Origin of the sequence: Flavobacterium sp. (genome assembly GCF_027483985.1) — a bacterium.
In the GTDB taxonomy this organism is placed as follows: domain Bacteria; phylum Bacteroidota; class Bacteroidia; order Flavobacteriales; family Flavobacteriaceae; genus Flavobacterium.
Window position 1 is genome coordinate 211,913 of record NZ_JAIXTJ010000042.1, and the last position, 23,245, is coordinate 235,157.

The 23,245-nt window shown below is 31.5% G+C and carries 23 protein-coding genes; 13 read left to right on the forward strand and 10 right to left on the reverse strand.

Features of this window, described 5'->3' with window-relative positions:
• Positions 1-42 precede the first annotated feature (42 nt).
• The 5 genes from Q0050_RS11255 to hemA form a co-directional block, all read right to left on the reverse strand.
• Positions 43-468: a GNAT family N-acetyltransferase gene (locus Q0050_RS11255; protein WP_298395664.1), complete on the reverse strand. Its 426-nt coding sequence runs from the start codon at positions 466-468 to the stop codon at positions 43-45.
• Between the two features lie 112 nt (positions 469-580).
• Positions 581-1,606 (reverse strand): uroporphyrinogen decarboxylase, encoded by a 1,026-nt coding sequence (hemE, locus tag Q0050_RS11260; protein ID WP_298395667.1) that lies wholly within the window; start codon positions 1,604-1,606, stop codon positions 581-583.
• Between the two features lie 56 nt (positions 1,607-1,662).
• Positions 1,663-2,334 carry a uroporphyrinogen-III synthase gene (locus tag Q0050_RS11265; RefSeq protein ID WP_298395670.1) on the reverse strand — a complete coding sequence of 224 codons (672 nt, stop codon included), beginning with the start codon at positions 2,332-2,334 and terminating at the stop codon, positions 1,663-1,665.
• Positions 2,335-2,371: 37 nt separating this feature from the next.
• Entirely contained in the window at positions 2,372-3,298 is a 927-nt protein-coding gene (gene hemC, locus Q0050_RS11270; protein WP_298395673.1) for a hydroxymethylbilane synthase, read from the reverse strand.
• Positions 3,299-3,363: 65 nt separating this feature from the next.
• Complete coding sequence (gene hemA, locus Q0050_RS11275; RefSeq protein WP_298395675.1) at positions 3,364-4,623, reverse strand: glutamyl-tRNA reductase; 1,260 nt, start codon at positions 4,621-4,623, stop codon at positions 3,364-3,366.
• Positions 4,624-4,851: 228 nt separating this feature from the next.
• On the opposite strand from hemA, the gene Q0050_RS11280 reads away from it, so the two are divergent.
• The 6 genes from Q0050_RS11280 (at position 4,852) to Q0050_RS11305 (ending at position 10,495) form a co-directional block, all read left to right on the forward strand.
• Positions 4,852-5,721 carry a helix-turn-helix transcriptional regulator gene (locus Q0050_RS11280; protein WP_298395678.1) on the forward strand — a complete coding sequence of 290 codons (870 nt, stop codon included), beginning with the start codon at positions 4,852-4,854 and terminating at the stop codon, positions 5,719-5,721.
• A gap of 97 nt (positions 5,722-5,818) precedes the next feature.
• Positions 5,819-6,835: a ferrochelatase gene (gene hemH / locus Q0050_RS11285; RefSeq protein WP_298395680.1), complete on the forward strand. Its 1,017-nt coding sequence runs from the start codon at positions 5,819-5,821 to the stop codon at positions 6,833-6,835.
• A 7-nt stretch (positions 6,836-6,842) separates the two neighbouring features.
• Complete coding sequence (locus Q0050_RS11290) at positions 6,843-7,517, forward strand: hypothetical protein (RefSeq protein WP_298395683.1); 675 nt, start codon at positions 6,843-6,845, stop codon at positions 7,515-7,517.
• The gene (locus tag Q0050_RS11295) at positions 7,517-8,056 is read left to right on the forward strand and encodes a CopD family protein (protein ID WP_298395686.1); all 540 of its coding nucleotides are present in this window, start codon (positions 7,517-7,519) and stop codon (positions 8,054-8,056) included. Before Q0050_RS11290 ends, Q0050_RS11295 begins: the two co-directional genes overlap by 1 nt.
• Before the next feature lie 114 nt (positions 8,057-8,170).
• A complete protein-coding gene (locus tag Q0050_RS11300) occupies positions 8,171-9,586 on the forward strand; it encodes an ATP-binding protein (protein ID WP_298395749.1) in 1,416 nt (471 codons plus the stop codon).
• A gap of 126 nt (positions 9,587-9,712) precedes the next feature.
• On the forward strand, positions 9,713-10,495 hold the full coding sequence (locus Q0050_RS11305) for an enoyl-CoA hydratase-related protein (RefSeq protein ID WP_298395688.1): 783 nt from the start codon (positions 9,713-9,715) through the stop codon (positions 10,493-10,495).
• 66 nt (positions 10,496-10,561) lie between these two features.
• Here the strand turns inward: Q0050_RS11305 and Q0050_RS11310 are convergent, their stop codons facing one another.
• The 3 genes from Q0050_RS11310 to Q0050_RS11320 all read right to left on the reverse strand — a co-directional run bounded on the left by Q0050_RS11310 (position 10,562) and on the right by Q0050_RS11320 (position 13,059).
• Positions 10,562-11,206: an HD domain-containing protein gene (locus Q0050_RS11310; RefSeq protein WP_298395690.1), complete on the reverse strand. Its 645-nt coding sequence runs from the start codon at positions 11,204-11,206 to the stop codon at positions 10,562-10,564.
• An 82-nt stretch (positions 11,207-11,288) separates the two neighbouring features.
• Positions 11,289-12,278: an acyl-ACP desaturase gene (locus Q0050_RS11315; protein WP_298395693.1), complete on the reverse strand. Its 990-nt coding sequence runs from the start codon at positions 12,276-12,278 to the stop codon at positions 11,289-11,291.
• A gap of 46 nt (positions 12,279-12,324) precedes the next feature.
• Positions 12,325-13,059 (reverse strand): 1-acyl-sn-glycerol-3-phosphate acyltransferase, encoded by a 735-nt coding sequence (locus Q0050_RS11320; protein WP_298395696.1) that lies wholly within the window; start codon positions 13,057-13,059, stop codon positions 12,325-12,327.
• 134 nt (positions 13,060-13,193) lie between these two features.
• Here Q0050_RS11320 and recA point away from each other — a divergent pair, with 134 nt between their 5' ends.
• The 4 genes from recA (at position 13,194) to Q0050_RS11340 (ending at position 16,889) form a co-directional block, all read left to right on the forward strand.
• Positions 13,194-14,198, forward strand: a complete 1,005-nt coding sequence (gene recA, locus Q0050_RS11325) for a recombinase RecA (RefSeq protein ID WP_298395699.1) — start codon at positions 13,194-13,196, stop codon at positions 14,196-14,198.
• Between the two features lie 93 nt (positions 14,199-14,291).
• Complete coding sequence (locus Q0050_RS11330; protein ID WP_298395702.1) at positions 14,292-14,699, forward strand: hypothetical protein; 408 nt, start codon at positions 14,292-14,294, stop codon at positions 14,697-14,699.
• Between the two features lie 70 nt (positions 14,700-14,769).
• On the forward strand, positions 14,770-15,261 hold the full coding sequence (locus tag Q0050_RS11335; RefSeq protein ID WP_367277173.1) for an RNA polymerase sigma factor: 492 nt from the start codon (positions 14,770-14,772) through the stop codon (positions 15,259-15,261).
• The gene (locus Q0050_RS11340; RefSeq protein WP_298395706.1) at positions 15,258-16,889 is read left to right on the forward strand and encodes a hypothetical protein; all 1,632 of its coding nucleotides are present in this window, start codon (positions 15,258-15,260) and stop codon (positions 16,887-16,889) included. The genes Q0050_RS11335 and Q0050_RS11340 overlap by 4 nt, the downstream gene beginning before the upstream one ends.
• An 87-nt stretch (positions 16,890-16,976) precedes the next feature.
• Here Q0050_RS11340 and Q0050_RS11345 read toward each other — a convergent pair whose 3' ends face one another.
• Positions 16,977-17,714: a 1-acyl-sn-glycerol-3-phosphate acyltransferase gene (locus tag Q0050_RS11345; protein ID WP_298395708.1), complete on the reverse strand. Its 738-nt coding sequence runs from the start codon at positions 17,712-17,714 to the stop codon at positions 16,977-16,979.
• Between the two features lie 135 nt (positions 17,715-17,849).
• Here Q0050_RS11345 and trpS point away from each other — a divergent pair, with 135 nt between their 5' ends.
• Positions 17,850-18,821: a tryptophan--tRNA ligase gene (trpS, locus tag Q0050_RS11350; protein WP_298395710.1), complete on the forward strand. Its 972-nt coding sequence runs from the start codon at positions 17,850-17,852 to the stop codon at positions 18,819-18,821.
• Between the two features lie 7 nt (positions 18,822-18,828).
• Here trpS and Q0050_RS11355 read toward each other — a convergent pair whose 3' ends face one another.
• Complete coding sequence (locus Q0050_RS11355) at positions 18,829-20,346, reverse strand: hypothetical protein (RefSeq protein WP_298395711.1); 1,518 nt, start codon at positions 20,344-20,346, stop codon at positions 18,829-18,831.
• Positions 20,347-20,462: 116 nt separating this feature from the next.
• On the opposite strand from Q0050_RS11355, the gene Q0050_RS11360 reads away from it, so the two are divergent.
• Entirely contained in the window at positions 20,463-20,750 is a 288-nt protein-coding gene (locus Q0050_RS11360; protein WP_298395713.1) for a hypothetical protein, read from the forward strand.
• A gap of 14 nt (positions 20,751-20,764) precedes the next feature.
• Positions 20,765-23,245, forward strand: a complete 2,481-nt coding sequence (locus tag Q0050_RS11365; protein WP_298395715.1) for an Hsp70 family protein — start codon at positions 20,765-20,767, stop codon at positions 23,243-23,245.

Here is a 23,245-nt window from a genome sequence, read left to right on the forward strand (position 1 = left end):
AATAGCGTTCTGCCGTTTCACGACAGTTGTCCAAAGTTCTTTTTATTTTTTCTTACAATATATCTTACTGTCTTTAAGTTTAAACCCAACACTTGAATATAAATTTATTGCAGCCAATCTATGGTCTTCAGTAAAAAGAAGTATTTCAGAAAGTTCTTTTTCTTCACCTACTTCAACTAATAAGTTTATTAATTTTCTTCCTATTCCTTTTCCACGTGAAGCTAAGTCTACAACTACATCTTCAATCCAACCCTTGTTTCCAGATATAACTTTGTAAGTACACATTAATGCAATTCCAATTATTTTATTATTATCCTCGCAATATGCAACTGTAATTTGGTTTTTTTTATTCAATATTTCTTCAAGATCCAACTGAATTTTGTTTGGACTTAATTGACGAAATAATTCAGAAACTTGCTCTTTAATGTCTGTATTTAAATCATTTTTGTTTAAAATAGCAGCTTTCATTTCTTTTTAGTGTTTTAAAAAATACAATTTTATTGAGTTATAATTTTATTTCAAATTAAAGTTATAATTTTCTGGGAACACGATAGAATTACTCAAAACTTTCTGCTAACAGCTATTGTTTATACTCCTTAACCGCTTCAATAAAAGCCTTCGCGTGATCTACAGGAATATTTGGTAAAATTCCGTGACCTAGATTTACTATATAATTGTCTTTTCCGAATTCGTCTATCATTTCGTGTACCATTTTCTTGATGGTTGGAATTGGTGATAACAATCTAGATGGATCAAAATTCCCTTGTAATGTGATTTTTCCGCCTGTTAAATAACGTGCGTTTCTTGCTGAACAAGTCCAATCTACACCAAGTGCTGAGGCTTTACTTTTCGCCATATCGTTTAATGCAAACCAACATCCTTTTCCGAAAACAATAACTTTAGTATCTTCAGCTAAAGCGTCTACAATTTGGTTGATGTATTTCCAAGAGAATTCTTGATAATCTACTGGCGATAACATTCCGCCCCAAGAATCAAAAATCTGAACTGCATTTACTCCTGATTTTACTTTTTCTTTTAAATATAGAATCGTTGTATCGGTGATTTTTTGCAATAATGTATGTGCTGCAATAGGATTTGAAAAGCAAAATCCTTTCGCCGTATCAAAACTTTTAGATCCTTTTCCTTCGACGCAATAGCAAAAAATGGTCCAAGGTGAACCTGCAAAACCAATAAGCGGAACCTCATCGTTCAACATTTCTTTGGTCAATTTGATGGCATCAAAAACGTAACCTAATGTTTCATTAACGTCTGGAACAATAACTTGATTTACTTGTTCCATTGTACGAATTGGATTTGGAATAATTGGTCCCAAATTGTCTTTCAATTCAACGTGAATTCCCATTGCGCGCGGCACAACCAAAATATCAGAAAATAAAATCGCTGCATCTGGTTTTACAATTCGTATTGGTTGAACTGTAATTTCTGCTGCTAATTCTGGAGTTTCGCAACGTGTGAAAAAATCGTATTTATCACGTAAAGCTCTAAATTCTGGTAAATACCTTCCGGCTTGACGCATCATCCAAACTGGTGGACGTTCTACGGTTTCATTGTTTAATGCTCTTAAAAATAGGTCGTTTTTAATCATGAGTTTAAAAGTTTATGAGTTTAAAAGTTTAAAAGTTGTTGCCTTTGAAACTTAAACTAATTTTTATAATATTCTGTAACTTCATCAATTACATTTTCAACCGATGGTTTGTCTGCAATTATGATGTTTTTTACTTTTTTATTTTCTAATGCTTCTGCGGTGGTTTCTCCGATGCAAAAGCACATTTCTTCTTTTATAGTATTCAATTTGAAATAACTCTCAACTCCTGATGGACTAAAAAATAATATGCCATCTATCTTTTCTTTAATTTTTTTTGAAGTGATATTGGTTTCATAAACTTCGATTTCGTTGAATGTTATCTCGTTTTCTTTTAGTGTATTTGGTAAAACATCTCTACGTAAATTTCCGCTGAAAAAGGTATAACTTTCTTTTCCATAAATTAACGAAATGATTTCTGCTAAATCAGCGGCATAACCTGTGTAGGCGATAACATTAAATCCGTTTTCCGTCAATAAATCTTTGGTTTTCATTCCAACAGAAAAAACATTTTTGCTTTTTAATTCATTGCATTTTGGATGTTGTAAAACACTTTGAACTGCATTTTGACTGGTAAAAATTAGATTATCATTTACTTTTGAAAGTTCAAAATTCTTGATATTGGTTTCGATAAAATCTTCTTCTATTAGATGAATATTGGCGTCAAGTAACTCTTGCTTTTGATTTGGTAAAAGCTTTTTGGTAGATAGTATGTTGATTTGTTTTGTCATTAATTTTTGGAACAAAGATTTAAGAAATCAGAGAAATTTATTTTTTTAGCGTCTTTTTAATTTCAGCCATTAATTCTGTTCCGCCATTATTTAAAATTTCCTGAGCTGCATTGAAACCAAGTTTTTTCCATTCTGAAATGTCCACTACTTTTTCTATTTGTTGTTTTTGCTTTCCGTCGATAGATAATAAAACTCCTTTGAAACTGATAATATCTTCTTTCTCATTATAGGTTGCAATTGCTCCTATTGGTGCAGTACATCCACCTTCCAATGTTTTTAGAAATTGTCTTTCTATATAAGTACAAATTTCGGTTTCGATATGATTTAGTTGTGAAAGTGCGTCTAAAGTAAATTCATCTTCAGCCATTGCAACAACTAACATTGCGCCTTGTGCTGGCGCGGGAATCATCCAATCTAAATTGATATAATTCTCAGGTTTTAAGTTGATTCTTTCTAAACCTGCAGCAGCAAAAACGGCTCCATTCCAATCATTTTCATCTAATTTTTGCATTCTAGTATTTACATTTCCGCGTAAATCTACTACGTTGTGGTTTGGATATTTGTTCCACCACATTGCTTGACGGCGCAAACTTCCTGTTGCGATTGTTCCATTAGATTCTAAAAAATCTAGGTTTCCTTTGTGAACCAAAATGTCTAAAATATTAGCTCTTTCCAAAACTGCTGCTTGCACAATTCCTATTGGAAGTGCTGTTGGAACATCTTTCATTGAATGCACTGCAATATCAACTTGACCGTTAATCATTGCAATGTCTAATGTTTTGGTGAAAATTCCGGTGATTCCTAATTCGTAAAGTGGTTTGTCAAGAATGATATCACCTTGCGATTTTACGGCTATAATTTCGGTTTTATAACCTAAATCGTTGAGTTGTTTTTGAACGGTGTGTGCTTGCCAAAGTGCTAATTCACTATCACGAGTTCCTATACGTATTGTTTTTTCAGACATTTTATTCTTTTTTGAACCATTAAGGAATTAAGGTTCATTAAGGTTTATTATTGTGAAATTTTATTTTATAAAAATGATTTCTCTTGTTCTAATTGAAATACTTTTTCAATCCATTCAATACCTTCTTCCATTGAGTCACCTTCTTTTAAATGGTTTACAAAGTGGTTCGTGATTTTTTGAATGATTCTATTACTGATTAATTCAGCTTGTTGTTCGTCAAAATTAGATAATTTTTTGCGTTGAAAATTTAATTCTCCATCTTTTATAGAGTTTAATTTTTCTTTTAAGGCGTGAATGGTTGGTGCAAACTTTCTGTTTTTAGACCAAGTAATGAATTCTTCTTTAATTTCTTCAATAATTGCTTCAGCTTGAGGAATATGTAGCTTTCTGTTTTCAAGAGTTTCATCCGTCATTTGTGATAAATGATCCATATGAATCAATGTAACACCTTCAACATCATTTACATTTTCGTTCACATTTTTAGGAATTGACAAATCTAAAATCAATAATGGTTTTTTAAGATTTAAAATCGCTTTATCAACCGTCGGATTTTGTGCACCTGTTGCCACTACAACAACATCGGCTTTTTGCAATTCTAATTGTAAGTCAGCGTAATCTTTTACAATCACATTTAATTTCTGAGCTAATTTTTCAGCTTTATCTTTAGTACGATTTATTAAAGTAATTTGCTCGTGTTTGGTATGTTTTACAAGGTTTTCGCAAGTATTTCTTCCGATTTTTCCGGTTCCAAAAAGTAAGATATTTTTGTTTGCTATATTTTCAACATTTCTAAAAATATATTGAACAGATGCGAAAGAGACCGATGTTGCTCCAGAAGAAATTTCGGTTTCTGTCTTAATTTTTTTGCTTGCTTGAATAACTGAATTTACTAATCTTTCAAGAAATGAATTAACCATTCCATTAGATTTACTTTCGTTGAAAGCGGTTTTTATTTGGCTAATAATTTCAAAATCTCCAAGAATTTGACTGTCTAAACCTGTTCCAACTCGGAACATATGATTAATTGCTTCGTGATTCTTATAGATGTATGCAACTTCTTGAAATTCTTCTACAGAACCTTGACTATTAGCACATAAAAGTTTAATTAATTGATACGGATGTTGTGCAAAACCATAAATTTCAGTTCGATTGCAAGTAGAAGTAACGATTAAAGAATCAATTCCTTCTGCTTCCGCTTGAATAAGTAAAGTTGCTTTTGCTTGTGCGTTTAAACTAAATTTTCCTCTAATTGCTGCATCTGCTTTTTTATAACTCAAGCCCAATGCGTAAAATGAAGTAGATTTTGTAGTGTTAAAATTTTCCATATATGTACTTTACCTAAAAGTGAAACAAAATTATTATTATAGTTATTATAAAAGTAACGCTTGAAGGACTTTTTGTATCGCTGTGCGAATTTTTAAACCTTATTTGCCTTTTTAGCGTTATTTATTATAAATTTGTAATGAAATCAACTCTTTTGAATCTTCTTATGTAGATTAATTCTAAATAAGAGGTTGCAGTAATTTCAGATGTATATACGAAAAAATATCGCTATGGGTTCACAAGAAGAAATAAAAATTGAAAATGATTTTATTTTAATTCGTTTTCAAAATGACGGAAATGAGAATTTTCACATAAAAAAGCCTATTGCTCAAGGACTTATTCAATTTCATTTTGGGATTAAAGGAAAAGCAAAATTTGTATTCAATGAAGGAAATTATGCATTAGATTTGAAAGAAGAGAAGGCACTTTTATTTTACAATCCGCAAAAAGAGTTGCCTTTAAATTTAGAATTAGCTCCAAATTCTTGGATAATTTCTGTTATAATATCTATTCAAAAGTTTCACGGATTGTTTTCAAATGAATCAGAACACATCCCATTTTTAAGCGAAGAAAATAAAGATAAAAAATATTATAAAGAAACCGATATTAGTCCGTCGATGGCAATTGTATTGAGTCAGTTGTTTCATTATAATTTGAATCCGTCTATTAAAAACCTATATTATAAAGGAAAAGGATATGAATTATTAAGTTTGTATTTTAATCGTTCTGAAGATCCAAATGCCGAGCAATGTCCTTTTTTAATAGATGATGAAAAAATCAAAATCAAAAAAGCAAAAGAAATCATCATACATAATATGGCCGAACCACCAGGTTTAGAAGAACTAGCAGAACAAGTTGGATTAAGTTTGAAAAAACTAAAAATTGGCTTCAAGCAAATTTATGGTGATACAGTTTACGGCTTTCTATTTGATTATAAAATGGATTATGCTAGACAACTATTAGATTCTGGTTCTTATAATGTAAATGAAGTTGGATTAAAAATTGGTTACAGCACCGGAAGTCATTTTATAGCCGCATTCAAGAAAAAATTTGCAACGACACCAAAAAAATATTTAATGTCAATAAATCCAAATACATAATAACATCAATTTCGTATATCAAACAATCGATAAATAATTATTAAAAAATAAAGTAAAAGAAAGTAATAATTTACTTTTACAAAAAAAATAACAACCAATGAAAGGAGTATTATTAGTAAATTTAGGTTCACCAGAAAGTCCAACACCAAAAGATGTTAAGCCTTACTTAGACGAATTTTTAATGGATAAATACGTAATTGACGTTCCGTTTTTATTACGTGCTTTGCTAGTTCGTGGAATAATTTTGCAAACAAGACCTAAAAAATCTGCCGAAGCCTATGCTAGAATTTGGACAGACGAAGGTTCACCGTTGATAGTAATTTCTAAAAGAATGCATAAGAAAGTTCAAGCACTAGTTGATGTTCCTGTAGCTTTATCTATGCGTTATGGAACAATGACCATCTTAAAAGGATTACAAGAATTACACGATAAAGGTGTAACGGAAGTAATGTTAATGCCTTTATATCCTCAACACGCAATGGCATCAACAACTACAATTGTGGTTCTAGCCGAAGAACTTCGCGCTAAGCATTTTCCTCAAATGAAATTTACAAATGTTCCAGCATTTTATAATAAACAAGAATACATTCAGGCGCTTGCTAATTCAATGAAAAAACATTTGGAAGGATTTGAATACGATCATTTATTGTTTTCATATCACGGAATTCCAAAACGTCATATTCGTAAAACCGATGTTACCAAATCACATTGTAAAATGGATAGATCTTGTTGTAACACGCCATCGCCTGCTCACGAATTTTGTTACAGTCATCAATGTTATGAAACTACAAAACAAGTTGTGAAGTTGTTAGGAATTCCAGAAGGAAAATACAGTCAAACCTTTCAATCTCGTTTAGCAGGTGACAAATGGTTAACGCCTTATACTGATGTTGAAATCAACAAAATGCCTGAAAAAGGAATCAAGAAATTGGCAGTGGTAACTCCAGCATTCGTGTCTGATTGTTTAGAAACTTTAGAAGAAATTGCAATGGAAGCTAATGAAGAGTTTTTACACCACGGTGGAGAAGAATTTATGGCTATTCCTTGTATGAACGACGATGACGAATGGTGCGGCGTTGTAGCAAAATGGATTGAGGATTTTAAGAAAAGATAGAGATCTTATGAAATTTTACTTTTTAATTTTTTTAAGTTTTATTCTTTTTTCTTGTTCTAAGAAAACAGATTCTGATAGTAAGACATTAGAAAGTAAAACTTTGGATTCAACAACAAAAAAGAGTGCTGAACAGAAAACTTCAGCTAGTGATAGTTATCAAGCAGGATTTAATTTAACACATAATATTGAAGTCGATTCTATTGATGGAAAACCAATGAAATTTTACATTGACAACAAAAATTGTGACTCCTTAGCAATTGCATTTTATTATGGAAAATATCGACCAACAGATGACAATTTAACCGAAAATCTTTTGGCCTTATCCTCTACAAATGATAAAAATCTGAGACCTTTTTATCGATGGATTCTAGATAAAACAATTGAAATATCTGATGGTGCTTTAGCCGAATATCCGGGTGTTCCGGCAAGAAAATATGCTGAAAAATTTCCTGAAGAATTATTTAATTTTTTAGATTCAGATGCCAGTAAAACTAGATATTCAAACTGGACCGATATTATTTCTTATAGTGGATTCTATGAAAATGATGATTATAATAAACCTAAACTAATTAGAACAAAAATGGAAGCTGAAATGATAAAAAACAGCTCTACAAAACTGCAAAACAGAATTGCAAAATTTACATCAGATTGTTTTCCTGATGTTAATAAAATTGACCAATAATGGAACTCTACAACTACATAAAATCACTTCATTTAATATTTGTAATCACTTGGTTTGCAGGATTATTTTATATTGTTCGTCTGTTTGTTTATCAAATTGAAGCCAACCAAAAAACTTCGCCTGAAAGAGAAATATTGTTAAACCAATACAAAATAATGACCTATCGCCTATGGTTTATAATCACTTGGCCAAGCGCAGTTTTAGCAACATTATTTGCAGCTTGGTTATTGTTTTTGATGCCTGCTTGGTTGCAAATGCCTTGGATGCACGTGAAACTCGGATTTGTTTTGGCGTTGTTTTTGTACCATTTAAAATGTCACCAAATTTATAAGCAATTGCAAAATGACAAATTCAACTATTCGTCTAATTATATGCGCCTTTGGAATGAAGGTGCCACAATTATTTTATTTGCTGTAGTTTTTTTAGTAATATTAAAAAATGCTTTCAATTGGATTTATGGCGTAATCGGAATCTTTTTATTCTCGATTTTAATTATGCTCGGATTCAAATTTTATAAAAGAATAAGGGAAAAGAAGTAATTAGTAATTAGTGAAGAGTAAGTAGCTATTCACTAATCACTATTCACTAATCACTACAAAATGAAAAACTTCAAATTTTCAATGCTATCACTTCGAATTAGGATTTTCCTTTCGATGATTGTATTGATTTTGATTGCTTCCATTCTAATGGCTTCGATTTCGGTAATTCAGTTTAAAAATGAAGCTCGAAATTATCATCAAGAACGTCTTGAACGTAAAGAAGATGCTGTAAAAGAACACATCAATTACATTTTATCTAACACCACTTATCCGTTAACGGAAAAAAATCTGCCGTTGATTTTTAAAGACAAAATCCACGAACTTTCAGATATTCATAATGTTGAAATAAACATTTATAGTTTAAATGGAAATCTTTTAAAATCGTCTAAAGCTTCTTTTTCTGTTGATAGTATTTCGCCTCCAATTCAAAAGTACATTATCAAATTGGTGCAATCTTCTATCGAAAAAAGATATGTCGATATAAAAAGCGTCGACGGAATTAAAAACCGTTCGTCTTACACTCAAATCAAAGACGACAAGTTCAAACCACTCGGAATTCTTAACTTACCTTATGTTGACGACGATAGTTTTTATGAAAATGAAATTCAAGAATTCTTAATCCGATTGAGTCAGGTCTATTTTTTTATGTTGATTATTGCTTTTGCCTTGGCTTACTTTTTAGCATCCTACATTACGCAATCGTTAAAAACCATTTCCGATAAAATCAACGAAACCAGTTTAAATCAAAAGAACGAAAAAATTGTAATCGAAGCCAACAGTCGCGAGATTAATTCGTTGATCAAAGCTTATAATGCGATGGTTGACAAATTGGAAGAAAGTGCCACAATGTTAGCACAAAGCGAACGAGAACAAGCTTGGCGTGAAATGGCAAAACAAGTGGCTCACGAGATTAAAAATCCGCTTACGCCAATGCGATTGACGGTTCAAAGTTTTGAAAGAAAATTCAACCCAGAAGATCCTGATTTAAAACAAAAACTGAACGATTATACCAAAACATTAATTCAGCAAATTGATACGATGACTTCGGTTGCTTCGGCTTTTTCAAATTTTGCTTCGATGCCAGCACAACAAAATGAAACTTTAAATGTGGTTGAAGTAGTAGAATTTTCATTAGATATTTTTAATGAAGAATACATCACATTTGAAAGCAAGGAAGAAGAAATTATCACAATAATGGATAGAACGCAGTTGATTAGAATCATAACCAATTTGGTCAAAAATGCCATTCAAGCCATTCCTGATGAACAAACAGAAAAATCAATTTTGGTTGCCGTAAAACGAGAAGAAAATAACGTAAATATTACGGTAAAAGACAACGGAATTGGAATCGAAATTGAAAACATTGAACATATTTTTGAACCAAAATTCACCACCAAAACTAGTGGGATGGGGTTAGGTTTAGGAATTATCAAAAACATTATAGAAAATTACAAAGGAACTATTACATTTGAAACTGAATTCGGAAAAGGAACAACATTTAAGGTTTCGCTTCCAATAATTGAAAAATAAAAATTTAGAGCGAATGGTTCGGGCATTTTAGCAATCCTTTTTCCTGCTTTCATCCCAAAACTTTGCTAAAATGCAAAGGTTTTTCCTTTCAATCAGGGCTAAATAATAAACTTATTACAAAAAATCATGAACTTCGAAAACATTCTTATTACTTCAGAAAACGGAATTGGGCAAATTACAATCAATCGTCCGTCAAAATTAAATGCGCTAAATGTGGCAACCATTCAAGAATTACACAACGCTTTTGAAAAACTAGATGCCGATGCTACTACCAAAGTTATTATTGTAACCGGTGAAGGTGAAAAAGCATTTGTTGCTGGCGCAGATATTTCTGAATTTGCAAATTTTTCTGTAGAAGAAGGAGCACAATTGGCACAACAAGGTCAAGAATTGTTATTCGATTTTGTTGAAAATTTAAAAACTCCTGTTATTGCTGCTGTCAACGGATTTGCACTTGGTGGCGGATTAGAATTAGCAATGGCGTGTCATTTTAGAGTAGCTTCAGACAATGCTAAAATGGGTTTGCCTGAAGTTTCGCTTGGTGTAATACCAGGTTATGGCGGAACGCAGAGATTACCTCAACTAGTAGGAAAAGGTCGCGCTATGGAATTAGTAATGACCGCAGGAATGATAGATGCTGAAACCGCAAAAAACTATGGTTTAGTAAACCACGTTGTTCCTCAAGCTGAATTAATTGAATTTGCAAAAGGAATTGCTTCAAAAATTATGCGTAATTCTCCAGTAGCTATTGGATTGGCAATCAAAGCAATAAACGCTAATTTCAAAGACGGCGTTGATGGTTACAAAACCGAAATAAAAAACTTTGGAAAATGCTTCGGAACAGAAGATTTCAAAGAAGGAACAACCGCTTTTTTAGAAAAAAGAAAAGCCGACTTTAAAGGGAAATAAGATATTTAGTAATCAGTCGCAGTTTTCAGTCGCAATAATTGCCAACTGAAAACTGCGTACTGAACACTATTTTTCCCCATCCCATTCTGCGTAAAACTGAGACAAGAATAGTTCCATAAATTTGTGTCTTTCTTGTGCCAATTGTTTTCCAGTTTTGGTATTCATTTTATCTTTTAACAACAACAATTTTTCATAAAAATGATTGATTGTTGGTGCTTCACTTTTTTTATACTCTTCCTTGCTCATATTGAGTTTAGGAGCGATTTCTGGATTATATAGTTGTCTGTTTTTGAAACCACCGTAATTAAAGGTTCTTGCAATTCCGATTGCTCCAATCGCGTCTAATCTATCGGCATCTTGAACAATTTCTAGTTCAATTGAGTTGAATTTCTTTTCAAAATTCCCTCCTTTGAAAGAGATATTTTCGATAATATTTACAACATGAACAATGATTTCTTCTGATGCTTTTTGAGATTCTAAAAAAACTCTAGCCACTTTTGGTCCAACTGTTTCATCACCATCATTAAACTTACTATCAGCAATATCGTGCAGCAACGCTCCAAGTTTTACAATTTGAATATCACAAACTTCATCTTGCGCTATTAACAAAGCATTTTTGTAAACTCTTTCTATATGAAACCAATCGTGACCAGCTTCAGCATTTTCTAGTTTTTGTTTTACAAATAAAATCGTGTTGTCTATTAAACTCATTTGAATTCTTCTATATTAAAAATGTTGCCTTGAAAGTCTCAAGACAACATCTATTTTCTATATTCTTTTATCTATTTTCTATTTATTTCACCAAAGCAGGTTGTACCCATTTAAAAATATAGTTTTCATCAGGTAAAACCAATCTTTCCGAGATTTTAGCCATTCTTCCTGGTAACTTCATTAAATAATCTCTTGCTTTTTCAGCTTCGTCAGTAAGATTTGCTATTTTATCAATTTGCCATTTATCAATTAATTTTTGCATAATCTCCACATAATCATTAGCTGTATAAACACCTATTTTTTGAGCAGAATTGGAGAATTGCTCAAAAGCAGCTCCTATTTTCTCGCCTGATTCTCTTAAGAAAACTGCTGGCATTGTGATTTTTTGTTTCATCATGTATTGAAAAGCCAACATCATTTCGGACGGATCAACTTTAAAAATTTGATCAACAAATTCGCAATAAGCGTGATGATGACGCATTTCGTCACCTGCAATTAATTTACAAACCTTCGCTAATTTCTTGTCTCCATAATCTTTAGCTATTTGTGAAACTCTATTGTGTGACACATAAGTGGCTAATTCTTGAAAACTTGTATAAACAAAGTTTTTATAAGGATCACGACCTGTTCCAATATCAAATCCGTCAGCAATTAAATGCTGCGTTGTAACCTCAACTTCACGCATGTTTACTCGGCCAGACAGGTATAAATATTTATTCAACAAATCACCGTGACGGTTCTCTTCACTCGTCCATTGGCGAATCCATCTTGACCAACCGTTACGTTCTACATTGTCTATTCCTTCCACATCCATTAACCAAGATTCATAGGTAGGAAGTGCTTCTTCTGTAATTGTATCACCAACCATTGCTACCCAAAAATCATAAGGTAAATCTTTGGCAATTTCTTGAATTTCTTTTACATCTTCAAAGAAAGTATCGCTTTGTGCATCGGGCAAAAAATCAGAAGGTTGCCAAATAGTTTCAATTGGAATTAAAAATTTATCGACAAACTCGTCAACTTTGGTATCTAGAAACTGCATTACTTCTAGACGAACATTTTTTATGGACATTATATATGTATTATAGACTTTAGATTTGAGACAAAATAAAATCTGATTATTTATGTAAGGATTGAACAACAGCTTGTTCTGTTTTTTCGATTAAATCTTCAAATGAAAAATCTGCTACTGCCATTGGTTCGTGGATAATAAATTCTAACCTATTTCCTAAACCCATCGGAAAAGCACCAAATTTAACCATTTTCCATGAATTATTAATAGAAATTGGCACAACATAGGCCGAAGGAGCATATTTGCATAATATTTTTAATCCGCTTTGTGCGAATTCTTTTGGTTTTCCGTCTTTACTTCTAGTTCCTTCCGGAAAAATTACTGCCGATCGATTGTGTTTTTCAATATATTCAGACAAACCTTTTATCGTTGGAATGGCTTGTTTTGGATCTTTTCTATCAATCAAAACAGAACCACCGTGACGCAGATTAAATGAAACACTTGGAATTCCTCTTCCTAATTCTTTTTTACTAACAAACTTGGCGTGAAACTTTCTTAAATACCAAATCATTCCAATGATATCATACATACTTTGGTGATTAGCAACAAAAATAATTGGTGCACCTTTAGGAATTTTATTGATGTTTCTAAAAACAAACCAAGTTCCCAAAAGATTGGTGCATTTTACTAGAAAAAAATTCAAATAATCTACGCTTTTTTTATGTGCTTGATATCCAAAAACATTCAAACAAATCCATTGAATGGGATGAAAAATTACAAGAAACAATCCAAAACACAAATAATAAATTACTGAAATTGGATAAGAAATTAGCTTCTCCATAGTTGAAAAAAATTTGTTGGCTAAAGTAATAAATATATTTTGGATGGAATTGTTTAAAACTCATTTGTATAAACTTCATTTACATTCTTTTTTTATTTATTTTTACAACTTTAAAAGCCAAAAATATAGAAAATATGAGTTCAGAAAAAGATGCAAAATTAAAAGCGTTACAACTTACGCTAGACAAATTAGACAAAACCTACGGAAAAGGAACCGTAATGAAAATGGGCGATAAAGCTATTGAAGAAGTAGAAACTATTTCGTCAGGTTCATTAGGTTTAGATTTAGCTTTAGGTGTAAACGGATATCCAAAAGGAAGAATTATAGAAATATATGGTCCAGAATCTTCAGGTAAAACTACTTTAACGCTTCACGCTATTGCTGAAGCTCAAAAAGCAGGAGGAATTGCAGCATTTATTGATGCAGAACACGCTTTTGATAGAAATTATGCTGAAAAACTGGGCGTTGATATTGAAAATTTAATCATTTCACAACCCGATAATGGTGAACAAGCTTTAGAAATTGCTGAAAACCTTATCCGTTCAGGTGCAATTGACATTGTGGTTATTGACTCGGTTGCTGCTTTAACACCAAAAAGTGAAATTGAAGGAGAAATGGGTGATTCTAAAATGGGATTACATGCTCGTTTAATGTCACAAGCTTTAAGAAAATTAACAGGAACGATTAGTAAAACACATTGTACGGTATTTTTCATCAACCAGTTGAGAGAGAAAATCGGCGTAATGTTTGGAAATCCTGAGACTACAACAGGAGGAAATGCATTGAAATTTTATGCTTCTGTTAGATTAGACATTCGTCGTTCTTCTCAAATTAAAGATGGTGAAAATGTTATCGGTAACAGAACTAAAGTAAAAGTAGTTAAAAACAAAGTGGCACCACCATTTAAAACTGCTGAATTCGACATCATGTATGGAGAAGGTGTTTCAAAAACAGGTGAAATTCTTGATTTAGCGGTCGAATTTGAGGTAGTTAAAAAAGCTGGATCTTGGTTTAGTTATGGCGATACCAAATTAGGTCAAGGCCGTGATGCGGTGAAATCTTTAATTAAAGACAATCCAGAATTAGCTGATGAATTAGAACTTAAAATCAAAGCATTGATTAAAGAAAATAACGCTTAAAAATAAATTATCCGCTTCGGCGGATTTTTTTTTACATTTATACGCAACCTTTTTAACTTTTTTGCATCCTATTAAAAAATCAAAGATTTTGATATGAAAAGAATATTGTTTTTACTGCTGGTTTCTTCGTTGCTTTTCTCTTGTGAGGTAAGTGATGACCAGAATTATAGCTATGAAATAAACCCTGTTTTTCAGGTAATAATGCCTACTGAATTTGCTAAAGATAGTGTGACTAACATCACTGTAAAATACAAACGTCCGTCATCGTGTCATTTATTTAGTAAGTTTTATTTTGAATCGAGTGGTTTCGTAAGAAACGTTGCGGTTGAAAATATAAAAGTAGAACAAGACAATTGTCAAACTGATAATCAAACTGTTTTAGAAATGCCTTTGCCCTTTCTTCCAAAAACTATAGGAACTTATCATTTCAAGTTTTGGACCGGAACCGATGCGCAAGGTGTTGATAATTATTTAGAATATGATGTAGTTGTAGACCATTAAAACAAAGCTCTTGAGTTTAGAACAATTAATACATGATTGTAAAAAAAATGATATCAAAGCACAAGAACAATTGTATAGGCAATATGCACCCAAAATGTTCTCTGTTTGCTTGAAATATTCACGCAATTATGCCGAAGCTCAAGATCATTTACAAGATGGTTTTTTATTGGTTTTTGAAAAAATTACTTCATTTGAATTCAAAGGCTCTTTTGACGGATGGATTAAACGAGTAATGGTCAATCAAGTTCTGCAACAATATAGAAACAAAAGTTTTTTAAGTCCGATAGATGAAGATATTGCTGATGAAGTTGAAGTTGAAATAGAAGAGGATGTATCGATGGAGTTTTTGATGAAAATAATTCAAGAATTGCCAGATAGGTATCGCTTAGTTTTTAATCTTAATGTATTTGAAAACTATTCCCACCAAGAAATTGCCGACGCACTTGGTATTACCGTTGGAACATCAAAATCTAATCTATCAAGAGCTAAAATGATATTGAAAGAAAAAATTGAATCCCGAAATGTCGGTGCGGGCAATGTAAAAATGCCTTCTGTAAAATGAGTGAAAGAAAAAATATAAATAAACTTTTTCAAGAAAAATTTGAAAACCAAGAAGTGATGCCAGAAGAATTCATCTGGGATAACATCGAACTCAAATTAAAGGAAAAGAAGAAAAGAAGAGTCATTCCGTTTTGGTGGAAATTGTCTGGTATTGCAGCTGCTTTAGTACTTGGTTTTTTCGCTTACAACAGTTTTGAAACATCTAATCAAAATGCGATAGTAAATCAGGAGAAAAGTGGAAATGAAAAATCAAATGATGTTGTAAAAGAAAATTCTAACCCAGTTGTTAAGAACGAAACTAAAATCATAAATTCTAATAATTCTAAAACCATTTCATCTGATAGCAACGTAAATAATATTGTTGTAGCAAAAGAATCTAATTTACAATCGAACGAGCAAAGTAAATCAAATTCTAAAAATAATAAAGCTACTATAAAATCAACTATTGAAAGTCAAGTTGCTAATTCTGAAATAAATAAAAAATCATTTGATGAAAGTGATAAAATAAAATCAGCTTCTAATAATCAAATAGCAAACTATAGTTCTAAAAAAGATAAGAAAAGAAAAACATCATTGAAATTGAGTAACACTAATGTTGTTGATGCTGTTGCTTTTGAAAAAAACAACGGTTTAAAAGATAAAAACAAAAGTAACAACTCCACTACAAACGAAGTCTTAGTTCAACAAGATTTGAAAGAAAAGGAAAAAAATAATAGTGTTGTTGATAAAATTGTAAACCCATCAAAAGAAAACAACGCTATTGTAAGGAATACAACATCTGATAAAAAAACATCTGTTTTAAATGATAAAATTGATGAAACCATAATTAAAAAAATTGACTCAACATCAATTGCTAGTGTTGAGCCAAATGCGCTGGAAGAATTGCTAAAAGAAAAAGAAAAGCAAATAGTTACTGAACAAAAAATAAATAGGTGGCAAGTTACCTCTAATGTTGCGCCTATTTATTTTAGTTCAACTAGTGAAGGTTCGCCGCTTGATAACAAGTTGCAAAACAATGACAAACAATACTCTGCTTCTAATATTAGTTACGGAATTGGTGTAAATTATGCCTTAAATAAAAAACTAAAAATAAGAACAGGAGTTAATGTTTTAAGTGTTGATTACGATACCAATGGTATTTTATATTATCAAACGTCAAATGTAAGTAGTCGTTTGAGTGGTTTAAATCCAAATGTTCCTGGTTCACTTTTGGTTATTGAAAGTTTGAGTAATGTGACTCCGTTTTTTAATAGACCTATTCAAAAATTTGAAGGTACTTTAAACCAAAAATTAGGCTACATTGAAATGCCATTAGAGGTCACTTATAAAATTTTGGATAAAAATTTTGGAATCGATTTAATTGGAGGAATGAGTACTTTGGTGCTTAACAGAAACGAAATTTTCCTTCAATCGTCAGAGCTAAATTTAAAAATTGGTGAAGCTAATAACCTGAACAATGTTCACTTTAGTGGTAACTTAGGTTTAGGATTAAAATATGGTTTCTTTAAACGTTTAGAAGCGCGAATTGAACCTGTTTTTAAATATCAAATAAATACTTTTAATAATGATGCAGGGAATTTCAAACCTTTTGTGTTTGGAGTTTATTCAGGATTAAATTTTACATTTTAAGTTAGGTTAGGTTAGATTAAATTAGTTAAGTGATGTTATTGCTTTCGAGTAATAACAGAAAAGAGCGCTTTAGTTAGGCGCTCTTTTTTATTGCTGATACGCTTCTAATTGATTTAAAATTATCGACCTAACCGTATCTTTTATTTCTTTTTTATCTTCTAATGTTTTTCCAGTAGTGTCAACAAAATGATGCACTTTGGCTCTCATAATTCCCGGACTTCCGCTAAGAAACGTATACGACATTCGTTCTTTATTATCGGCAAAAGTTATAGGCACAATCGGAATTTGGTGTTCAATCGCAAGCTTAAAAGCACCATCTTTAAATTCGTCTAGCAAAATCGATTCATCTGGAACGCCACCTTCAGGAAAAATACAAATACTTAATCCTTGATTCAACCTTTTTTGTGCTCTTGCAAAAACCTCCATCCTACTCTTTTGGCTGCTTCTATCAACCAAAATGCAAGTACGCTTATAGAAAAATCCAAAAAGTGGAATCTTAGACAATTCCTTTTTTCCGACAAAAACAAAAGGATTTTGTGCTGTAATTAACATCAACATTATATCAGTCATAGAAGTATGGTTGGCAACCAACATGTAGCTTTTTCCTTTTTCAAAATCTTGTTCTCTTTCGATTTTAGTTCTAAAACCCATTCCTAAAAGTATGCCTCGCGCCCAAATTCGCGCCATAACAAAAAAATAAGGATACCATTCTTCTTTTAAAATAGAAAGTAATAAAAAGGGCAACATTATAATAATGAGCGCACCCATTAAAATGTAAAACCAAACGCGCCAAAGCACCCAAAAAATTATTTTTATCCATCTCATAGTGTCAAAAATAAGTAATAGTATGCAATTTATACCACAAACGTTTAACTTTGCATAAAATAAATTGTGATACTGAAATTCTGAATACCAAAAATAATGCAATGGTAAATGCAGAAGTGAAAAATTATATTAACTATGGCAAAAATACTTACTGGAGTTCAAAGTACTGGAACTCCGCATTTAGGGAACTTATTGGGCGCAATATTACCCGCTATTGAATTATCAAATAATCCTGATAATCAATCGTTTCTTTTTATTGCTGACCTGCATTCGATCACGCAAATAAAAGATGGTGCAACTTTAAGAAGAAACACCTACAGTACTGCTGCAGCTTGGTTAGCTTGTGGCCTAGATATTAATAAAGTTACATTTTATCGCCAAAGTGATGTACCACAAACTGCTGAATTGTCTTGGTACTTGAGTTGCTTTTTTCCGTTTCAACGATTGACTTTAGCACATTCATTTAAAGATAAAGCCGATAGATTAGAAGATGTAAATGCTGGATTATTTACCTATCCAATGTTGATGGCAGCCGATATTTTATTGTATGATGCTAATTTTGTACCTGTTGGAAAAGATCAAATGCAACACATAGAAATCACTCGTGATGTGGCTTCAAGATTCAACCATCAAATGGGTGAAACATTTGTTATTCCTGAAGGAAAAGTGCAAGAAGAAACGATGTACATTCCTGGAACAGATGGCAACAAAATGAGTAAATCACGAGGAAATATTATTGATATTTTTCTAGATGACAAAGCATTACGCAAACAAGTAATGACAATAGAAAGTGATAGTACTCCACTTGAAGAACCTAAAAATCCTGATACTTGCAAGATATTTGCTCTTTATAAATTATTAGCTACAGCTGAGCAAATTGCCGCAATGAAACAAAATTATCTTGGCGGAAATTATGGTTATGGTCACGCCAAACAAGCTTTATTTGAATTAATCTGCGACAGATTCAAAACCGAAAGAGAAAAATACAACTATTATATGACTAACCATGAAATAGTAGACGGTTTGTTAAAACAAGGTGCTCAAAAAGCGCATTTAATAGCCAACGAAGTTTTAGGCAGAGTTAGAGAAAAACTAGGATTTGAGTGATTTAATATCACTCATTTTCTTTTTTTAGCCCTTCAATTATCAATTGTTGCCCTTTTAGCATTTCTTTAAAACTTTCATCCTTTATTGATGAGCCAAGAGATTCAATAATGATGTTGCCCTTTTTTTCTTTTATGATAACTTCATTATTAAAGATGTAATCTTGCTTTATGAGTTCTTTTGCACCATTAGCTAGTTGCGTAAATCGTGGTTCAACTATAGAATTGCCGTGAATGTATAATTTTTCCTTTTCGTTGTGAAAAGAAGCCAATTTTTTACCCACATAAAAATTAAATGTTCTTTTAAAATCACTAGTGACATCAAGTTTAAAAAACTCTTTAGATTTTATGTAATAAGCTTGTTTTGGCATATTTATAGTATCAAATGCAACCGAATTTTCCATTAAGATAATATCATAATTTGTTTTGTTTGTAAACATCAAATAATTGGACGACGTTGAAACAAATTGATTTTTATAAACCGTAGTAAACGGATTTTGACCTGTTTTTATTGAGTCATTGTAAGTAACATTGATTTTATTCTTTGGGTCATAATTGGTTAAAAACAAACGAAAGGTATCAATTTTTGCCTGCGACTCGGTATAATAGCGATCCATTTCAACTGGAGGAGCTTCTTCAATATTTAAATTTTCAAAGGTTGTATTGTTTTTATAATTGTCATAACTAGAATTACTATCACATCTATTAGAAAAAAGAGCAATTTTTATTAGTATGACCAATATAATTCCGAAGGTTTTCCAAGAAAATCCTGATTTATCACTTTTCTCTTCGCGACCATCAATATTTCCTAAAACCACTCTTTTATTAGATGCAATAGTGTCCATCAATTCATCATCAAAAGATTGATAATGCGACATTGAAATCATAATGCCTTCAGCAAATTGAGAACTTTTGGTTACATTATAAATATCTACAATTTCATTTAACAAATGATTTATCTTAAGATCCATTTCTGAACTTACAAAATGGGATAAGAAGGTGAAAAAATGAGATTGTTTCAGAAATAACAAAGGAAAATAATTGACATCTCTTGCATTCAAACTGCTTAAAACATAATCTACTTTGCCTTCGGCTCTTTTTGAAACTTTATAGAGCAATTCTTCTGGAAAATATTCTTTATAAACCAAAAGATCATTCATTGCTTCGTAGTTGTTTTCGATAATTTTTTTATCAAAAAAGGTGGTTAAATCGTCTTGCAAATACCGCTCAACAAACAACTTTACTTTATCCTTATTGACTTCAATATTTTGAACAGGAAAATCATCTCTTACATAATTCTTTTTACTAAAAAAATTATATAAAACTCTAACATTTGCAATAAATTGAAATTCAGTTGGAAAAGACTTAAGTGCTTCAATTAAATTGTTAGCAACATTTACATCAATATCGGGATTAATTTTTCGTTCTACGTTGATATGTTTTTCAATTCTAATTATCTCTTCAAAAGAAATGTTAAGGATTGTAGACTTGCCAATAGTTAGATTTTCAAATAATTCTATGATATTCATGCGCTTGTAAATTGAAGAAAAACAAATGTAAAATTTTAACGCATTATTTTACGAGATTTTATTTAAAAAATTAAAATAATTGTAAATTGCCTTCTATTAAACTAGCCCTTAAAAAAATGGAAGCCATCATCAATCAAATATTTGAAATTGAAAAGAAAGCCATCGAACAAAATATCGAACTTTTTGACCGCAACTTCAACCGAATTCAGCACGAACTTGAGGAATTGGGCTATAAAATAATCAATCCGTTAGGAACAATTTATGATGAAAGAGATGCTTCAATCGAAGCTAATATTTTAAATCCGAGTGCTACAAAAATTACTAAAGTTCTAAAACCAGTAATTTATAAAATGCAAAATGACAATTATGCTTTATTGCAAAAAGGCATCGTAATTGTTGAATAATTTTAAGAAAAGCTATGAAAAATATTAATATCGGCATTGATTTAGGCACGACAAATTCGGCAATCGCAAAATATGAAAACGGAAAAGTAACTATCTATAAAAATCCTGTTGGTTTTAAAGATACCATTCCATCGGTTGTTTCTTTTAGAAAAGGCCGCATTCAAATTGGCGATAAAGCTCGTGAACATTTTTTGTCTAATTCTGAAAATGTTTTTGCTTCTTTCAAAAGAAAAATGGGATCTGATGAAACTTATTTTGTAGCTGATTTAAACAAACAAATTGCTCCATTAGAGTTGTCGTCAATGGTTTTGAAAGAGTTAATTAACTTTACGCAAAATGAAAACCCAAAATCGGCAGTAATAACAATTCCTGCGTCATTTGATACTATTCAAACCAATGCTACCAAAAAAGCTGGTTATGAAAGCGGATTTGAAGAAGTTGTTTTGCTACAAGAACCCATAGCGGCTTGCTTGGCTTATTCTAATTTTCAAAATTTAGATATTTCTTCCGAAAAAAAATGGTTGGTTTATGATTTTGGTGGCGGTACTTTTGACGTTGCTTTAGTTAAAATTGACGAGCGTGAACTGAAAGTTATCGATCATAAAGGAAATAATTTTCTTGGTGGTGTTGACCTTGACACCTTATTTGTGGAAAAAATTATTTGTCCGAAAATTGAAGCCCAATCATCTGAACAAAACCTATGGAACAAAATGATTTCTGCTGATGATGCGGTTTATAAAAAACTTTATTTTGAATTACTTTTCAAAGCTGAAGAAGCTAAAAAAGAACTTTCGCTAAAAGCCAATACCAATATAGAAATTGAATTTGACGAACTAGATTTGTCAATAGATATAGAAGTTGCACAATCTGAATTTGAAGCTATTGTTGCTCCAAAATTTGAAGAATCTTACCAACTGACTCACAAATTGATTCAAGAAAATGGTCTGCATTTTTCAGATATTGAACGTGTTATTTTAGTTGGCGGAACGACTTATATTCCTTTTATTAGAGAAGAGCTAGAAAAGAGAACTAAAACCATTGTTGATTCGAGCATTGATCCAACGACAGCTGTGGTAATTGGCGCCACGTTTTATGCCGGTTCAAAACCATCTGATTTGATTGAAGTTGAAAAAGAAACTAGTGTAGAAGCAACATCAATCGCAGTAGAACTAATTTACGAACCTCATTCTAAGGATAAAGAAGAATTAATTGTGGCCATTTTACCAAACGATTTTAATGGATACTATAGAATTACCAGAAGTGATGGCGGATTTGACACCGGATTATTGGCTGCCAATAAAAAAATTGCCGAATTTGTTCCGATGTTAGAAAAAGCTACTAATGTTTTCTCTTTGTTTTTGCTTGATCAACAACAAAAGCAAGTTTATCAAAATACATCGATTCAAATCACCAACGGATTATATAATATTTCTGGACAACCTTTGCCAAATGATATTTGTCTAGAAGTTGATGAAGAAAGTGGTAAAACTTTTATGGAACGCATTTTTAAGAAAAATGATATTCTTCCGCTAAAAAAGACTTTGTATAAAACTTGTTCTAAAAACATATTAAAAAATTCTGATGATAAATTAATCATTAATATCGTTGAAGGCAACGCCGGAAGTATGATTGGTAGTAATTTGACTATTGGTTATGTAGAAATTTGTGGCAAAGATTTTCAGCAAGATTTATTAAAAGGAACGGATGTTGAATTGAATTTCAAGATTTCAGAATCACGTGATTTGAGTGTTACCGTTTACATAAGTTCGTTAGATTTAGAAATAAAAGAAGTTTTCAATCCGCACGAGCGCGCCATTTCGTTAAACAAATTGACCGAAGAAATTAAAACCGTTTTAGATGAAATTTCAGAAGAAATCTACGATAATGAAGAAGAAGAAAACTATGAATATCTGGCTAAATTAAAACGAATTAAAGATCATTTATCGGTTTTATATAATGAATCTTTAGAAATTGTGAACGACAAATCAACCGATAAAAAGTATCAAATTGATGAAATGAAACGTATTACTATTCAGGAATATGATGATTTGGTTCGATACAAACACGTGTTAAATGAATTGAGTGAATACAATTATTCTAAAGAAGTATTCCAAAGTTATGCCGAACGCGCCAACCCAAAACAGCTCGAAGAATATGAAAAAATTATTAAAAATGAAGCAGAGCTTTTACAATCTAACAACAAATATTTAATTCGTAAAAAAACCAAAGAACTAGACAATTTAATTGATGCGGTTTATCTAAAACAAGAATCTCGTTTTATTGATTATTTCTACTATTATAGATTTAAAGACGAAGACGAATTTACTAATAAGGATAAATTTTTAACATTAGTAGCTTTGGGTGAAAAAGCATTAGAAAATAACAACACCGCCGAATTAAAAGCCATTTGTAGTCAGTTTTGGGAATTGTTAAAAGTAAAACCAAAACTAAAAGACGACTTCAATAGTTTTGATGGGAATTTAGGGTTGAAATAA